The sequence below is a fragment of the Microbulbifer variabilis genome (assembly GCF_056232115.1).
The window spans coordinates 3,812,229-3,827,944 of the sequence record NZ_CP174325.1 but is presented as its reverse complement, the minus strand read 5'-3'; the positions used below and the strand labels follow the sequence as shown (position 1 = coordinate 3,827,944).

Here is a 15,716-nt window from a genome sequence, read left to right as displayed (position 1 = left end):
ACATGAATAAAATCACGCCAGTTTGTTTACAGAAACAGAACTATGCAAAAAAAAGGGCCGGTAAAACCGGCCCGCACTCTCATCATGTTAACATTAAATATTCAATTAAAATCGTGCAGTGAAATCAGCCCCATACATTCTCGGCATAAATCGCCACGCTGGACTGGCGCCAATGGCCGCACCTGTGCCGCCATAGCCTCCAGCAATCTCCTCATCAGTAAGGTTCTGTACCCAGAGAGCTACAGAATAATTATCGGAAGCACTATTCCAGGCGGCTCGCAAGTTAAACAACTGGTAATCATCAACGATACGAGTGCGATCAGTAATCGAACCAATCCGCTCATCGGTCCAGTTGTAATCACCACGGAAAATAAATTCTCCTCCGCTGGCAAGGTTTACGGTGTACTCTGCCATTAGATTAAATTTATTCTCTGGAGTGGAAACCCTTGCCTGACCCACTTTTGAGTCTTCTTCCGTTTCACCAATAGCCTCGATGATTTGATAATCAGTGAATTCGGTATCCAAGTAAGAGTAATTACCGGCAATGAACAGGTTGTCTGTCGCAGCCCACTGCACTTCTATCTCAGCACCTGTACCCTCCGCATCGGAGTTCCTCAGGTTATAACTGGGAATGGGAGTGCCGACCAGGTCCAGTTCCTGTAAGTTTTTGTATTCATAGCTATACAGTGAGGCATTCAGGCGTACCCGATTGTCAAACAGGCTGCTCTTAAGACCCACCTCCAGGTTAACAACATCCTCCTGATCAAAAGAGGGTTCAACGCCCGGTCCAAAATTGAGGCTGTTAAACCCACCGGCCTTAAAGCCATCAGCCAGAGAGATATAGGTCATCATCTCCTCAGTCCAACGATAATCCAGCACGATACGCCCGGAAATATCACTCCAGCTATCACTCAACTTGGAGTCTAGAACTGGCTGGCCATTATTAAAGAAGGCGATACCAAATAGCTGAGACCCCAGGTCTATTTCTGGGAACGTGATTACATCGATAACATTTCCATCACCATCGACTAGGGGCACTGGCCCACCAGAAAGTGACAGTGGAATACTGTTGCCATAGGCTGTTTCAATCGTGAAATCCTTTTGATCGTAGGTATAACGTGCACCTACCGTAAGGTCCATTTTGTCGGTGATACTCCAAGTCATATCTCCATATATGGCACTTGAGCGATAATCCCCCGTGTTACGAACACTCTCATTCCATGGCGTATCTGAAGCAACCCAAGGCTGAAAGCCAGCCATCATTTGCGCCACTACGGCATCAGCCTGCAGCATACTTCCCGTTACCGTACTCGGTGCCCCTAGGGCGGCAAGTAAAGCATCTACTTGCCCAGTTTGGAGCATCAAGTCATACACAAAAGTGGCACTGGCAACACCTTCACGACCAGCTTGCTGAAGAAGTTGACGTGTAATAACCGCCATATCCTCTTGCTCTGTTTGAGTGAGGTCAGGATAAGCGGCCTTAACGCCCTCATACACAGCAAAGGATTCTACTGAACCGGTGGTGAAGTAAGCATAAGTTGTATGGTCTACCTCCTCCTGGGAATAAGAAGCACCCAAAGTCCACTTAATGTTGTCTGTGGCTCCATTCAACCTGAATTCCTGGGAGAACTGGCTCTGATCGTCCGTATTGGCCGAGCCAAACATATAATCCGGGTTTGCAGTGCCATCTTCGTCCTGCTGGAGGTGCGCATCGAATTCACGATATGCTGTGATCGAAGTAAAAGTGAAGTTGTCGAAATCGCTTGTGACTGTCAGCGAGGTACCAAAAGAGTCACGATCCTCAATAGTTGGTGTATCCAGGGCAAAATCGCCAAATACGTCTGTTTCACCCTGTAGACTGGGCACTATAGTCGTACGTAAAGCACTGCCCTGATCCATCACGCCATAGTCAGCACGCCACAACACTTCAGTATCTTGAGTAGGCTCCCATAACACAGAAGCCCGGTAGGTCTGGGTATCCTGGTCACCTACGGAGAAGCCGCCAGCTAAGTTGTCTGCAAAAGGATCTCGGCGATTGGTCGACGCAGAAAAGCGCCCATACAGATTATCTGTAAATTGGCGGTTCACCAGTAAGTCCGATGACTGGCGCCCATAATTACCTGCAGTGAGACTCAATTGTGTGGAGTCATCTGCCTGCGGCTTAGTGGTGATGATATGGATCGCACCGCCGGTTGCATTGCGACCAAATAAAGTACCCTGTGGCCCTTTAAGTACTTCAACCCTCTCGATATCGGTTAGGGGTATTTCGGCACCAGCTCCACGACCGGTATAAACTCCGTCCACATAAACAGCAACAGCGGGATCTGATCCCACGGTCCAGTCATTGGTTTGGATGCCACGCACACTGTAAGTAGGCTGCAGCGCAGTATCATTGTGCATTTCAACGCCTGGCGTATATCTCCCCAGGTCAGTCAGATTTTTGACACCTGACTCTTTTATATTATCTCCAGTAAAAGCGGTAATCGCGATTGGAACTTCCTGTAGATTTTCCGCGCGCTTCTGGGCAGTAACTACTACCTCTTCAATTTCAGCAGCCTGCACATTACCACTGACAGCGGTAATGAAGGCAACGGCTCCAGAGAGGATAGATAGATTAAATTGACGGGTTTTTGCGGTTCTACCAACATCGTGCATCATCGCGTCCTCGCGTTTATTGTTATACAGCGTGATGATCTCGGTTTATTATTTTTGTTATTCCACGCCATCTTACGATCGCATTTTCGGATTTAAAACCCCGATATGACCTTTTTCTGGTGACTGGTCAGTTTTGCGAAGGAATGTGCGAAAAGACAGGTTAATGTGGGAAATTGTGTACAAAGTAACGTCACGAAAAGTTACCAATGTGTGTTCTGTAGTAACTCGCACAAGTCGAATGGTAATCTAACCCGATATGGCCAAGACCCAATAAAATAATATTTTGCAGGAAGAATTATGGCGCGCACGTCCTATCTAAAAAGCTGGAAGTTCCGCTTACCAATTATTTTGGCAGTCATTTTTGTTCTGGCTGCAGTTTCCATTTGGGCCTGGTGGCGATCAAGCCTGCCAATTCTGAGTGGCGAAATTGAAACTGGCTCACTTGAGGAGCCCGTCGTAATCCAGCGCGATGCCCAAGGGGTGGTCATGATTCAGTCCAAGGACCGAAACAGCTCCGCCTTCGCCCTGGGTTTTCTGCATGCACAGGAGCGCTTTTTCCAGATGGACTTGTTGCGCCGCAACTCCGCAGGTGAACTATCCGAGTTACTGGGCCAAGCCGCCTTGAAAAAAGATAAAAAGGTGAGAAGGCACCAATTTCGCAAGCGGGCAGAGCGAAATATTGCTGTCATGCCCTCTGATCAACGTGAGTTGCTCGATCACTATGTACAAGGGGTCAATTTCGGCTTGACTCAACTCGGAGCAAAACCTTGGGAGTATTTATTACTGGGACAAGAACCCCGCCCTTGGAATGCCGCCGACAGCTTGCTGGCAACTTACAGTATGTACTTGACGTTACAAAGTGAGGAAGGAAATTTTGAACGTCGCGATACTGCGCTAGCCGAACTCCTGCCTGAAGACCTATACGCTTTCTTTTTCCCTGCAGGCGGGACTTGGGATGCCCCTCTTTTCGGCCCAAATGAAGCCGAGATCCCTGTTCCCCAAACCCCCATATCTACACTGCTGAAAGCGGACGATCCTATTGTTTATCAGGAGATGGAGAGCGACGATAAAGTTTACGGCAGTAACAATTGGGTAGTTGGTGGAAAATTGACCGAGCATGGCAGTGCCATCTTAGCCAATGATATGCATCTAGGGTTAAGTGTTCCGAACATCTGGTATCGCGCCGGTTGGAATATTCCCGGGAGCGATAGAAAAATACGCGGCGTCACCCTACCCGGCGGCCCAATTATTGTGGCTGGCAGTAACGGTGCGGTAGCCTGGGGGTTCACCAATACCGGCGGTGACTGGGGCGATCTTATCCCACTGGAGTTAAATGAGGGCGCTACCAAATATCGAACCCCGGATGGCTGGCGGGACTTCACCTTCGAGAAAGAAACTATTGCAATTAAGGGTAAAGAGGATGAGACACTAGAGGTCCGCAAAACAATCTGGGGGCCGGTCATCGGCCAAAACTATCGTGGAGTCCCGCTGGCCTACCGCTGGATAGCCCATGATATTCGAGGTGGCAACATGAACCTGTTGCGCATTGAGTCAGCCACCACCACACAACAGGCTCTGGATCTTGGACCAGAAATTGGCATTCCCCACCAGAATTTTGTTGTCGGTGACCGGGATGGCAATATCGGCTGGACTGTGGCTGGGGCTATCCCCCGTCGTGTTGGCTTTGATGGTAGTCGCTCAGTCAGCTGGGCTGATGGAGAAGCCTACTGGAATGGATACCTTTCAACCGAAGAGCAGCCACGCATTTACAATCCACCCACTCACCGTATCTGGACCGCCAATGCCCGCACAACCGACGGAGACTGGTTGAAATTGATGGGTGACCACGGCTATGCCCTCGGTGCCCGCCAGCAGCAAATTCGCGATGGGTTGCTCGCTCTTGAGCAGTTCGACGAACAAAGCTTACTAAATATCCAACTCGATGACCGCGCTATATTCCTGCAACGGTGGCAAGAGCACCTGGCTGGTTTTTTAAAAAATCAGGAGGGCTATAGCGAAGTTTACCAGCAGGTTCAGGATTGGGGCGCTCGCGCCAGTGCCGATTCAGTGGGCTACCGAATTGTGCGCAATTACCGCCTTAAATTTATGGAACTTAGCACTGCTCCTATCCTGGCCTACATGCGCAAGTTTGACCCCAAGTTTTCTTTTGGCCAATTAAAAAGACAATTTGAGTATCCTATCTGGGCACTGGCTCAGCAGGAACCACAGCAATTGCTTAATCCAGATTTTGAATCCTGGACAGCCCTCAAACTCGCAGCACTGAACCAGGTCTTGGATAAAATGGCTGCAACAGGAAGCCCTTTACAGCAGCAAACCTGGGGCGCTCAAAATACGGCTACTATTCGCCACCCACTTGCAAGAGCTATCCCTGCCATAAACTGGTTTGCTGCAATGCCCAGCGATGCACTGGCGGGGGATACACATATGCCCCGGTTCCAGTCGCCCACTCATGGGGCATCTGAGCGCATGGTGATTTCACCTGGACGTGAGGACTTGGGAATATTCCATATGGCAACCGGGCAGAGTGGCCATCCCCTCTCCCCATTTTTCGACAGCGGACATCGTGACTGGGTAGAGGGAAACCCTTCCCCCCTGATTGAACAGGAAACCCACTACAAGCTCACACTTCACTAAAGTAAAAATTGCAAGGACACCTCTTACAGGGGTGTCACGCCGTTTCATCGAGAATGGCAAAAGACAGGAAAAGGGTGAAGAAGCTGAGCCCAAGCACCAAAGGCAATAGTGGGAAACATAGCATCACCAGTGAAACCCCTATCCACAACCATTTCACCAACTCTTTCTTTTGCCGGTAATGATAAGTGTAACGGCGGGAATAGTAGTCAGCTGGATCAACTAATGGAAACTCCCGCTGTTGCGGAAGGAAAAAGCGCACAATATTAGTGCAATAAAAGCAAAGGATCGCCAGCAGCATGCCACAAACCCCACTGAAAAATTACTCTCAGTATAGGTTCTGTGCCAAACTCAGCTGGACCCTAACCCACGCAGGTCTTCCAGGCTACTTTCTCAGCCAGGCTGGTACCAGTTCAGCTTCTCATGCAAACTGACGACTCCACCGATAATGGTCAGGGTTGGGGCGCGCACAGCTTTTTCTTCTGCCAGCGCTGGCAATGTGGAGAGGTCTCCCACAGTCACTCTCTGCGCCCGCGTAGTCCCCTTTTCAATCAGAGCTGCAGGTGTTTCAGGTGGCAACCCATGACGGGTCAGCTCGGTACAAATTGTCTGCAGCCCTGTCAGGCCCATGTAGAAAACCAATGTTTGGCCTGGCGACGCCAGATCACTCCAAGGCAGGTCGAGATTGCCCTCCTTTAAATGTCCGGTGACAAATCGTACCGACTGGGCATGATCTCGATGCGTCAAGGGAATACCCGCATAGCTCGCACAACCCGCAGCCGCAGTAATACCCGGTACTACCTGGAATGGGATTCCCGCTCCAGCCAGCCTATCGATCTCTTCGCCGCCGCGACCAAAGATAAAGGGGTCCCCGCCTTTCAGGCGCAACACCTTTTTCCCCTTACTCGCCAAGTCAACCAGTAGCTGGTTGATATCATCCTGGGGCACCGAGTGAAACGCCTTCCTTTTTCCAACGTAAATGCGTTCGGCGTCCCGACGTACCAACTCAAGTACCTCTGGAGATACTAAACGATCGTAAAGTACAACATCCGCCTGCTGCATCAGGCGCAATGCACGAAAAGTAAGAAGATCGGGATCTCCTGGTCCCCCACCCACTAAGTAAACTTCCCCTACTGGGTTGGGGCTGCCTTGCCACTCTTGTAACGCTTCAAGTAGCTCTCTCTCCGCATCTGCCAGCTGGCCTGCTTCCATTCGACTGGCGACGGGCCCGGCAAATACCCACTCCCAGAAATTCTTACGCCGGCTTTCTGGCAGTGCCGCTTTAACTTTAGCGCGCATCCGGGAAGCTAAGTCCACCAAGGACGCGACACTCGGCGATAGCAAGGCCTCAAGCTGGGCACGAATTCTTCGTGCCAGGACCGGGGCAGCTCCTCCGCTGCTGATCCCTATAGATAGATCCCCGCGCTCCACAATTGCCGGGAAAGTGAAAGTACACAGATCCGGAGCATCCACTGCATTAACGGGTAAGCGTACGGCCTGCGCATCGGCAGAAACCTGCGCATTGACTTCCGTACTGTCAGATGCCGCCACAACCAGTTCTGTTCGCTGCAAATATTCAGCAGAATAACCAGCTTCAAACCATTCCCCAGCTGAATCTGTCACCAGTTGACGAAGCTCATCGGTAATATCCGGGGAAACCACTAGCAAGCGCGCACCAGCTTTACTGAGCAAACGCGCTTTACGGGTGGCAATAGAACCACCGCCAACTATTAGGCAGGGGCGTTGTCTGACATCAAATGCGAGGGGTAAATAGCGCAACTTTTTATTCCATCAAATAGCAGGCGGAGCAAAATAAGTTCCGGCAACAAAAAAGGGCAAGCACAAAGCCCACCCTTTCAGATAACTGCCCTTAGGAAGCTGAGATAACTTCCTGGCCGCGCATATAGGGACGCAGCACTTCAGGAATCTCAATGCTGCCATCCTCGCGCTGGTAGTTTTCCAAAACCGCGATCAGGGTTCGTCCCACTGCGAGCCCTGATCCATTCAGGGTATGCACCAGCTCCGGTTTACCAGTTTCCGGATTGCGCCAGCGGGCTTTCATACGGCGGGCCTGAAAATCACCTACTAGAGAACAGGAGGAAATCTCGCGGTATTTATCCTGGGAAGGTATCCAAACTTCGATATCGTAGGTCTTGCGGGCGGCGAAGCCAATATCGCCACCGCACAACACTACAGTGCGATATGGCAGATTGAGTTTTTGCAGAATGGTTTCTGCATTCTGTGTAAGGGTTTCCAGAGCCTCTTCAGATTGTTCCGGACGTGTTACCCAAACCAGTTCCACTTTTTCAAACTGGTGCTGGCGAATCATGCCGCGGGTGTCACGACCGTGGGAGCCTGCTTCAGACCGAAAACAAGTCGTGTGAGCAACCAGTTTGTGCGGCAGGGTTTCTGCATCCTCAACAATATGATCTCTGTACATATTGGTTAGTGGGACTTCCGCAGTTGGAATCAGGTAGAAACCACGTTCATCTTTAAGCTTGAACAGGTCTTCTTCAAACTTGGGTAGCTGAGAAGTACCGTAGAGGGAGTCACTGTTCACAACTACCGGTACATTAGTTTCCTGGTAACCATGCTCTTCGATATGGGTATCCAGCATGAATTGCGCCAAGGCTCGGTGCAGACGTGCGACCTCGCCAGACATTACGGCAAAACGTGAGCCTGTCAGCTTTGCGGCCATTTCGAAATCTAAGCCACCCAACTGGGTTCCAAGATCCACATGATCCTTAACTTCGAAGCCGAATGCGCGTGGCTGCCCCCAGCGACGAACCTCAACGTTATCATCTTCGTTCTCGCCCTCAGGCACAGATGCATCTGGCAGGTTCGGGATTGCCGACAGGATCGCATCGAGTTCTTCCTGTAACTCAGTCAATGCATGCTTGGCATTTTGCAGCTCACCCCCAAGGGACTCCACTTCTTTCAGCAAGGGCGCAATATCTTCACCATTGGCCTTAGCACGGCCAATATTTTTCGATTTACTATTGCGCTCGCTTTGCAAGCTCTCAGTGCGCACCTGCAATTCTTTGCGGCGCTCCTCAAGGGCTTCCAGTTTGGCAGTATCCAGTTCTACACCACGCTTTTTTAGAGCTGCGGCCACTTGGTCCATATCCGTGCGAATCAGTTTGGGATCGAGCATCGTTTCCAGTTCGCCTGCTATCAGGCTCCTACAACTTAAAATTAAATAAACTTGGGTTAAAAATAGCGTGTCGCCAAGGCGACAGCGGCTCCAGTGGCTAACAGACAACTCACCAGGCTGCCGACAACATAGCCAATTGCCACCAATGGCTGGCCATTGTGCCACAGTATCAAGCTTTCTAGGGAGAAAGTGGAAAAGGTAGTTAGGGCACCAAACAACCCGGTCATTAACAGGAGTCGCCATTCCTCCCCGAGCATTGCACGGTGAGTGATCAATATATAGGCAATTCCGATTAAAAATGAACCGACAATGTTAACCACCAAGGTACCCAGGGGGAATTTACCGTTGAATACCGGATAGCACCATATAGTAACCAAGTGGCGAAAGATTGCCCCGAGAGCACCGCCAACGGCAATAGCCAGCCACTGCATTACTGCTTCCCCCTAATACCTATGGCTTGAATTTGTAGCGCTGCTGGCCACTCTCGCTATTGAGACGGCGCAGCATCTGCAATTTTTCAGCGATCTTCAATTCCAGCCCCCGCGGGACAGGCTGGTAATACTGGCGATCCGCAATTTCTTCTGGAAAATAGTTTTCTCCCGCGGCAAAGGCATCGGGCTCGTCATGTGCATAGCGATACTCAGCTCCATGGGACAAGCTTTTTGCCAGCTTGGTGGGCGCGTTGCGCAAGTGGACCGGCACATCGTAGCTAGGCTCGCGACGTACATCTGCAACTGCGCGCTTATAAGCCGAATAGACTGCATTGCTTTTCGCTGCCACAGCGAGATACGTAATCGCCTGGGCGATTGCCAATTCCCCCTCTGGGCTGCCAAGTCTCTCCTGCACATCCCAGGCGTTGAGAGCTAACTGTAATGCGCGCGGGTCTGCGTTGCCTATGTCCTCACTGGCCATACGCACCACTCTGCGGGCGACGTAAAGTGGATCACAACCACCATCCAGCATCCGTACAAACCAATAAAGTGCAGCATCTGGATCGGAACCACGTACAGACTTATGCATGGCAGAAATCTGATCGTAAAAATAATCACCACCTTTATCGAAACGACGCACATCAGCGCTGAGCACTTCAGCAAGTACACTTTCATCGACAACCAACTGTCCCGACTGCTCTTTGGCGAGGTCACAGGCCACCTCGAGTAGATTGAGCGCACTGCGCGCATCGCCATCGGCCGCACGCGCAATCTTGAGCAACACCTCATCTGGTACACAGGTATTGCGGTCGAGCAACTGTTGATCGGTTCTCAATGCACGCTGCAAAAGGCCCGCTAGATCATCTTCGGGAATGCTGCGTAACAGATAAACTCGGCACCTCGATAGGAGCGCATTATTTAACTCGAAAGCGGGGTTCTCGGTGGTGGCGCCAACGAAAGTTACAGTGCCCTCCTCCACATAGGGAAGAAACGCATCCTGCTGGGCCTTATTGAAACGATGAACCTCATCCACAAAAAGGATAGTGCCGCGGCTGGATTGCATCCTGTGTTGCTCGGCCTCCGCTACTGCCTGGCGAATATCCTTTACTCCAGCCAGTACGGCAGAAAGTGTGGCAAAGCGAGCATCACACTCCTGGGCGAGTAATCGGGCGAAAGTAGTTTTACCCACTCCCGGTGGCCCCCAAAGAATCATTGAGTGCAGCTGACCACGCTCCACCGCCTCGCGCAACGGTTTTCCCTCCCCCAATAAATGCGACTGGCCCACATAAGAGGCCAGAGAGTTAGGCCGCATACGAGCAGCCAGGGGTTGGTGTCTTTGAGGGGAATGAAACAGATCACTCATCTTTGATAATGTCGGTACCAGCGGGCGGTTTAAAGTTAAATATAGAGTCGGACAATTTCGGGTTTGCCTTCATACCGCTAAATTTAATTTTGGTGGTCTGCCCCATTCCATCACGCACAGTCATGGAATCAGGCAAGCCATCCTTAGCAAAGTGGATTTCCATTGCCTTAAAAGGGGCTTTGGGGTTTTTGGGAGTCAGGTGATAAACACCATCTTTGAGATTTACATCAAAGGATTTACGGATCTCTTCTACTTTGCCTCCAAGCAACAACGCCGGAGTTTCCTTAATGCGGGTGTCAACCGGCCGCACGGTTACCTGCTCCAGGTCCGGGTCGTAAAGCCACAGGGTTTTATTGTTGGTAACCAACAATTGCGCATAGGGTTCCCCTGTTTTCCAGCGGAGCTTTCCCGGCCGTTGCACAGAGAAGTTACCGTTGCTCTCCTGGGTTACCTTCCCGCGCTCATCAATAAGGGTCTGCTTGAAGTTTCCAGACAGCGCCGCCAGTGGTTGCAACTGTTTGCTGAGATCATCGGTAGCATCGGCCCAGGCGGCACTGGTCGCAACGGTCAAACTTAGTAATAAGTTGCGCAGAACACTTTTCATAATTGAATTCCAGTGTGTTGATTTCCTTAAAGGTTAGCCGCAGCCAAGTGAACTGTAGCTTAACCCCCACCTCCCCTTTTCGGACTCTTCAGCTTAAGCGGGAGGCGGTGCCAATACCTCGCGGTTGCCATTATGCCCCGCAGGGGAAACAACACCAGCAGCCTCCATGGCATCGATAATTCGCGCGGCCCGATTGTAGCCGATACGCAATTGGCGCTGCACAGAAGAAATAGAGGCTTTCCGGGATTTTGTTACAAAGGCTACTGCCTCATCATAGAGGGCATCAGCCTCTGGGTCTTCATCCTCCCCTCCCTCAGATTGCAGGCCGGGTACTGGGATACTGTTATTGCTGTCATCAATGATGCCATCAATATAATCTGGCTGTCCGCGACGCCCCCAATCTGCAACTACCTTATGCACCTCATGGTCATCCACGAAAGCACCATGTACCCGCACAGGCACACCACTGCCGGGGGGCAGGTACAACATGTCACCGTGCCCGAGTAGCTGCTCAGCACCACCCTGATCGAGAATAGTCCGAGAATCCACTTTAGAAGAAACCTGGAAAGCAATACGGGTAGGCACATTTGCCTTGATCAAACCAGTAATCACATCTACTGAGGGGCGCTGGGTCGCGAGTAGCAAGTGAATTCCTGCGGCACGGGCCTTCTGTGCGATGCGCGCAATCAACTGCTCCACTTTTTTACCGACGATCATCATCATGTCGGCAAATTCATCGATAACCACCACGATAGCGGGAAGCGATTTCAGCGCTGGAGCGGTCTGATCCTCTTCGGGCACGCTCAGAGCAGGATCCGGTTGCCACAATGGGTCGAGAAGTGGCTCCCCAGCTTCTTCCGCCTCCTTCAACTTGCGGTTAAAACCTGCCAGGTTGCGCACACCCATCGCAGCCATCAGCTTATAGCGGCGCTCCATTTCACCAACACACCAGCGCAGACCATTGGCTGCATCATTCATATCAGTAATAACCGGTGTAAGAAGGTGGGGGATGCCCTCATAAACAGACAACTCCAACATCTTTGGATCTACCAAAATCAGGCGGACCTCTTCAGGAGTCGACTTGTAGAGCAGACTGAGCAACATTACATTGATGCCGACCGACTTACCGGAGCCGGTAGTCCCGGCTACAAGAAGGTGTGGCATCTTCGCAAGATCAGCCACTACAGGCTGCCCGGAAATATCGTGGCCCAGGGCCAGGGTTAATGGCGACTTGGCATTATCGTAAACATCTGCCGATAACACCTCACTAAGACGCACCATCTGGCGATTCTCATTAGGAATCTCAATTCCCACCACTGACTTGCCAGGAATTACCTCCACAACGCGCACACTAATCACCGCCAGGGAGCGCGCCAAGTCTTTGGCCAGGTTGGAAATTTTACTGACTTTCACTCCTGGAGCTGGCTGGATTTCAAAGCGAGTTACCACCGGACCGGGTAGAACAGATACCACCTCAGCGACCACTCCGAAATCCTTTAGCTTTAACTCAAGCAGCCGGGATAAGGCCTCCAAAGACTCTCGTGAGAAGCCTGCTTTCTTGTTTTGGTCGGCAGGGTCCAATAATCCCAGAGGCGGCAAAGTACCGGTAACAGGACCACTTTTAAAAAGCTCTCCCTGTTTCTCTTTGGCTGCACGCGGGCTTTGCTTGGGCTTGGGTGCTGTGGCTTCAATCTTCGGCGGGATTCGCTTCGCTGTACGTTGCTTTTCTTCTTCTACCGCAGCTTTGCGCACCACTATGGCCTCACGCGCTACCCGCACCTCGGTTCGTTTTTGGCGCCAGCGCTTATAAAAACTAATGAGCAGAGCAAACAATCCCAGCACGTTGCGCCCAATAGATTCCGCCAATTTTAGCCAGGACAAGCCTGTAAACACGGTAATGCCAATAGCAAATATCGCCAGTAATAAAATTGTGGCTCCCACATAACCAAGGCTTGCACCGGTAGCACTGGAAAGCGCTGCACCTATAATTCCACCATTGGAAAACGGTAACGGGTTGTCCGCTGGAGCAAAACATAATGTCGCCAACGCTGCGCCACTGACCAACACCAGGATTAATCCAAAAACCCTGAGGGCAAAGAGAGGACCATGGAAGCGAGCATTGCGGTCACGCAAAATACGATATGCGCGCAAGCCGATCAGCAATGGAAATATGTAAGCCATCCAACCAAGCAGTGACAAACATACATCCGCAAGCCAAGCGCCAGCTGGGCCGATAGCATTGTGAATTTGACTGGACTGCCCGGTATGGGACCAACCGGGATCCTGAGAATCGTAACTCAGCAGACTGATCGCGAGTAATAACGCCCCAGCTAGTAAACTGATCAATGCGCCTTCGCGAATCAAACGGGCGATCAGTGAATCCGGCAAAGCACCGCTCTTGTCAGAGGTCTCTTCAGTAGCACTTTCGGCCTTCAATGGCTTACCTCAATACTAATTTGTTGTTTGTAGAATGATTAGCAAAACCGGCACCTGTCTAAAATTTATGCCGATTTTTTGAAGATTGGCTAAATATAAAGCTTTTCAGCTCAGCTGGGGCCAGCCTTACCATCTAACTTTGACCCAGTTTTCTATCCAGCTCTCTACCCTAGTCTTTTTATGAGTAACATTCAGTTAGTTCGCTCGCGGATTGTGCACATTTGTTTTTCGCCAACTTGGCTTATATGCGCGAAAGAAGCAGTCAGATACCTTGATAGATGGATCCTCCCCACTTTCCTTCCAGGATGCCCCATGTCTTAAGCTCACCGGTATCCTATTTCGCGCAAACCGGTTCAAAGCAACCAGTTTACTGCGGTCTTCGGCCAATTCAGCACCCAGTATGGCTTCCATACTAAAACGATAGACAGTACAGAAACTTGTACTACTTCATCAAAATCAGCACTCTTGAAGTGCCATAGCAACTGATCCTCTCAGAGAAATTAGCGATCAAACGCCTGGGACTCACAATGAACTGGCATGCTGAATTTTTGCACAAAATCTATAAAAGCAGCCTGCAGAATGCCAGTACCAGGCAATAACCCCCAAACTATGAGCCGTCCTCCAGGCTTCAATCTCAATAAGCCCCCTGAATGACTATTGGTTGACCGACACTAATCACCTAGTGCAAACCCATTTTGTGCACCACCGCATCAAAAGATTCCTTTTGGAAGGCAATGCCTGGCGTCTTTAACGAAGACTTCAATACTTCCGGGGAAATCTTTGTGGCGCCAAGAACATCCACAGTGCGGACATTGTACCCATCCGCAACAATATCGCACCTGGCTTTACGGCTGAGCGATACGAAGGTCTCCGCCAAGTCCGGTAGGTCGTGCTGGCTTGCACGATGATGTCCACGGGGCTTCAAAACAAAAAGTGGCCGGATAGAAAAAACGCCATCCACTATCTCTGTTGCGAAGGTCTGGACTGCCTCATTCAAACTGAAATAAGGGCGGGATGCCCTATCCTGCTGCTGACAGTCTCAGGTCCTCCACCTACCTCCCATCTAAAATCCAAGGGCAACATCTGAACCAACATAAAACTGACTGGCGCCTAACCTTTAGGCACAACCTTGTTCCGTCCCAAGAATTAATTTTAATTAAGTATAATTTCATATATATCAATCAATTAGCTTATCTTACTAAGGTAATTTATTCATATGATCTGTCATCATTTAACCATTGTCGGGGGAGCCTCTGTCACACACCTCTCTCACAGATAGCACTTTCCAATGGAACAAATTAAGGCAAACTATTTCGCCCATTTGTAACTATCGCCTATTATATCCGCCAACTTGATAGTCCCGGCTGATCAAAAAGTAGCCAGACTTGTGAAACCCGGTTCGCCGGGGAAACTTTGCACACCGACAGTCTTAAAGAGAATTTCATGAGCAACAATCATCATCGACTGATCATTCTCGGCTCGGGCCCCGCAGGCTACACTGCCGCCATTTACGCTGCCCGCGCTAACCTGAATCCTGTAGTTATCACCGGTATGCAGCAAGGTGGGCAGCTGACCACCACAACCGAAGTTGAAAACTGGCCGGGCGGCATCCCTGATCTGCAGGGCCCAGATTTGATGGTACAAATGCAGCAACACGCAGAGCGTTTCGACACCCAGGTCATTTTCGATCACATTGAATCTGTTGACCTCAACCAGCGCCCATTCACCCTCAAGGGCAATGAGACTTACACTTGTGACTCACTGATCATCGCTACTGGCGCCTCAGCCCAGTACTTAGGTCTTCCGTCCGAGGAAGCCTTTCAGGGGCGCGGTGTGAGCGCCTGTGCAACTTGCGATGGTTTCTTCTACCGCGATCAAAAAGTAGCAGTTGTAGGTGGTGGTAACACCGCCGTTGAAGAGGCGCTTTACCTGTCCAATATCGCCGGTGAAGTAACCCTGATTCACCGCCGCAATGAACTGCGTGCGGAGAAAATTCTGCAGGACCGCCTGATGGAAAAAGTGGAAAACGGCAACATCAAGGTTTGCTGGCACCACACTCTGGACGAGGTTTTGGGCGATGACAACGGCGTAACGGGACTGCGGGTTCGTAGCACCCAGGACGACTCCACCAAAGAGCTGGATGTGTCCGGTGTATTTATCGCCATTGGCCATAAGCCAAATACCGGCATCTTTGAAGGTCAGCTGGAAATGAATGGTGGCTATATCATCGTTCAAAGCGGCCTGGAGGGTAATGCCACCCAAACATCCATTCCCGGCGTATTTGCAGCCGGTGACGTCTCTGATCATATCTACCGTCAGGCTGTAACTTCTGCCGGCACCGGCTGTATGGCGGCCCTGGACGCCGAGCGCTTCCTGGACGCCCAGTAACACCCTCCCACTCCGGGTGGAATCTCTCCGCCC

The 15,716-nt window shown here is 50.8% G+C and carries 11 protein-coding genes; 2 read left to right on the top strand and 9 right to left on the bottom strand.

Annotated features, from left to right (window positions below; translation table 11 throughout):
- Positions 1-105: 105 nt before the first annotated feature.
- Positions 106-2,658: a TonB-dependent receptor gene (locus tag ACJJI7_RS17120; protein WP_020415275.1), complete on the bottom strand. Its 2,553-nt coding sequence runs from the start codon at positions 2,656-2,658 to the stop codon at positions 106-108.
- A 294-nt stretch (positions 2,659-2,952) separates the two neighbouring features.
- On the opposite strand from ACJJI7_RS17120, the gene ACJJI7_RS17115 reads away from it, so the two are divergent.
- Complete coding sequence (locus ACJJI7_RS17115) at positions 2,953-5,310, top strand: penicillin acylase family protein (RefSeq protein ID WP_444901664.1); 2,358 nt, start codon at positions 2,953-2,955, stop codon at positions 5,308-5,310.
- Positions 5,311-5,344: 34 nt separating this feature from the next.
- Here the strand turns inward: ACJJI7_RS17115 and ACJJI7_RS17110 are convergent, their stop codons facing one another.
- The 8 genes from ACJJI7_RS17110 to ACJJI7_RS17075 all read right to left on the bottom strand — a co-directional run bounded on the left by ACJJI7_RS17110 (position 5,345) and on the right by ACJJI7_RS17075 (position 14,292).
- A complete protein-coding gene (locus tag ACJJI7_RS17110; protein ID WP_020415273.1) occupies positions 5,345-5,608 on the bottom strand; it encodes a hypothetical protein in 264 nt (87 codons plus the stop codon).
- A gap of 92 nt (positions 5,609-5,700) precedes the next feature.
- Complete coding sequence (gene cysG / locus ACJJI7_RS17105) at positions 5,701-7,086, bottom strand: siroheme synthase CysG (RefSeq protein WP_020415272.1); 1,386 nt, start codon at positions 7,084-7,086, stop codon at positions 5,701-5,703.
- Positions 7,087-7,177: 91 nt separating this feature from the next.
- The gene (gene serS, locus ACJJI7_RS17100; RefSeq protein ID WP_282950714.1) at positions 7,178-8,461 is read right to left on the bottom strand and encodes a serine--tRNA ligase; all 1,284 of its coding nucleotides are present in this window, start codon (positions 8,459-8,461) and stop codon (positions 7,178-7,180) included.
- A 56-nt stretch (positions 8,462-8,517) separates the two neighbouring features.
- Positions 8,518-8,892 carry a fluoride efflux transporter CrcB gene (gene crcB, locus ACJJI7_RS17095; protein ID WP_020415270.1) on the bottom strand — a complete coding sequence of 125 codons (375 nt, stop codon included), beginning with the start codon at positions 8,890-8,892 and terminating at the stop codon, positions 8,518-8,520.
- Positions 8,893-8,911: 19 nt separating this feature from the next.
- Complete coding sequence (locus ACJJI7_RS17090) at positions 8,912-10,255, bottom strand: replication-associated recombination protein A (RefSeq protein ID WP_282950715.1); 1,344 nt, start codon at positions 10,253-10,255, stop codon at positions 8,912-8,914.
- On the bottom strand, positions 10,248-10,859 hold the full coding sequence (gene lolA, locus ACJJI7_RS17085) for an outer membrane lipoprotein periplasmic chaperone LolA (RefSeq protein ID WP_020415268.1): 612 nt from the start codon (positions 10,857-10,859) through the stop codon (positions 10,248-10,250). The genes ACJJI7_RS17090 and lolA overlap by 8 nt, the downstream gene beginning before the upstream one ends.
- 93 nt (positions 10,860-10,952) lie before the next feature.
- The gene (locus tag ACJJI7_RS17080; protein WP_444901665.1) at positions 10,953-13,295 is read right to left on the bottom strand and encodes a DNA translocase FtsK; all 2,343 of its coding nucleotides are present in this window, start codon (positions 13,293-13,295) and stop codon (positions 10,953-10,955) included.
- Between the two features lie 679 nt (positions 13,296-13,974).
- Positions 13,975-14,292 carry a hypothetical protein gene (locus ACJJI7_RS17075; RefSeq protein ID WP_282950716.1) on the bottom strand — a complete coding sequence of 106 codons (318 nt, stop codon included), beginning with the start codon at positions 14,290-14,292 and terminating at the stop codon, positions 13,975-13,977.
- A gap of 446 nt (positions 14,293-14,738) precedes the next feature.
- Between ACJJI7_RS17075 and trxB the strand changes: the two genes are divergently transcribed.
- Positions 14,739-15,683, top strand: coding sequence for a thioredoxin-disulfide reductase (trxB, locus tag ACJJI7_RS17070; RefSeq protein ID WP_282950717.1), 945 nt, complete (start codon positions 14,739-14,741; stop codon positions 15,681-15,683).
- The last annotated feature ends 33 nt before the right edge of the window (positions 15,684-15,716 follow it).

Bases quoted from the DNA above. Each gene is read 5' to 3' on its own strand.
- ACJJI7_RS17115 (WP_444901664.1), top strand. From the start codon at position 2,953: ATGGCGCGCACGTCCTATCTAAAAAGCTGGAAGTTCCGCTTACCAATT.
- ACJJI7_RS17120 (WP_020415275.1), bottom strand. From the start codon at position 2,658: ATGATGCACGATGTTGGTAGAACCGCAAAAACCCGTCAATTTAATCTA.
- trxB (WP_282950717.1), top strand. From the start codon at position 14,739: ATGAGCAACAATCATCATCGACTGATCATTCTCGGCTCGGGCCCCGCA.
- lolA (WP_020415268.1), bottom strand. From the start codon at position 10,859: ATGAAAAGTGTTCTGCGCAACTTATTACTAAGTTTGACCGTTGCGACC.
- crcB (WP_020415270.1), bottom strand. From the start codon at position 8,892: ATGCAGTGGCTGGCTATTGCCGTTGGCGGTGCTCTCGGGGCAATCTTT.
- ACJJI7_RS17090 (WP_282950715.1), bottom strand. From the start codon at position 10,255: ATGAGTGATCTGTTTCATTCCCCTCAAAGACACCAACCCCTGGCTGCT.
- ACJJI7_RS17110 (WP_020415273.1), bottom strand. From the start codon at position 5,608: ATGCTGCTGGCGATCCTTTGCTTTTATTGCACTAATATTGTGCGCTTT.
- serS (WP_282950714.1), bottom strand. From the start codon at position 8,461: ATGCTCGATCCCAAACTGATTCGCACGGATATGGACCAAGTGGCCGCA.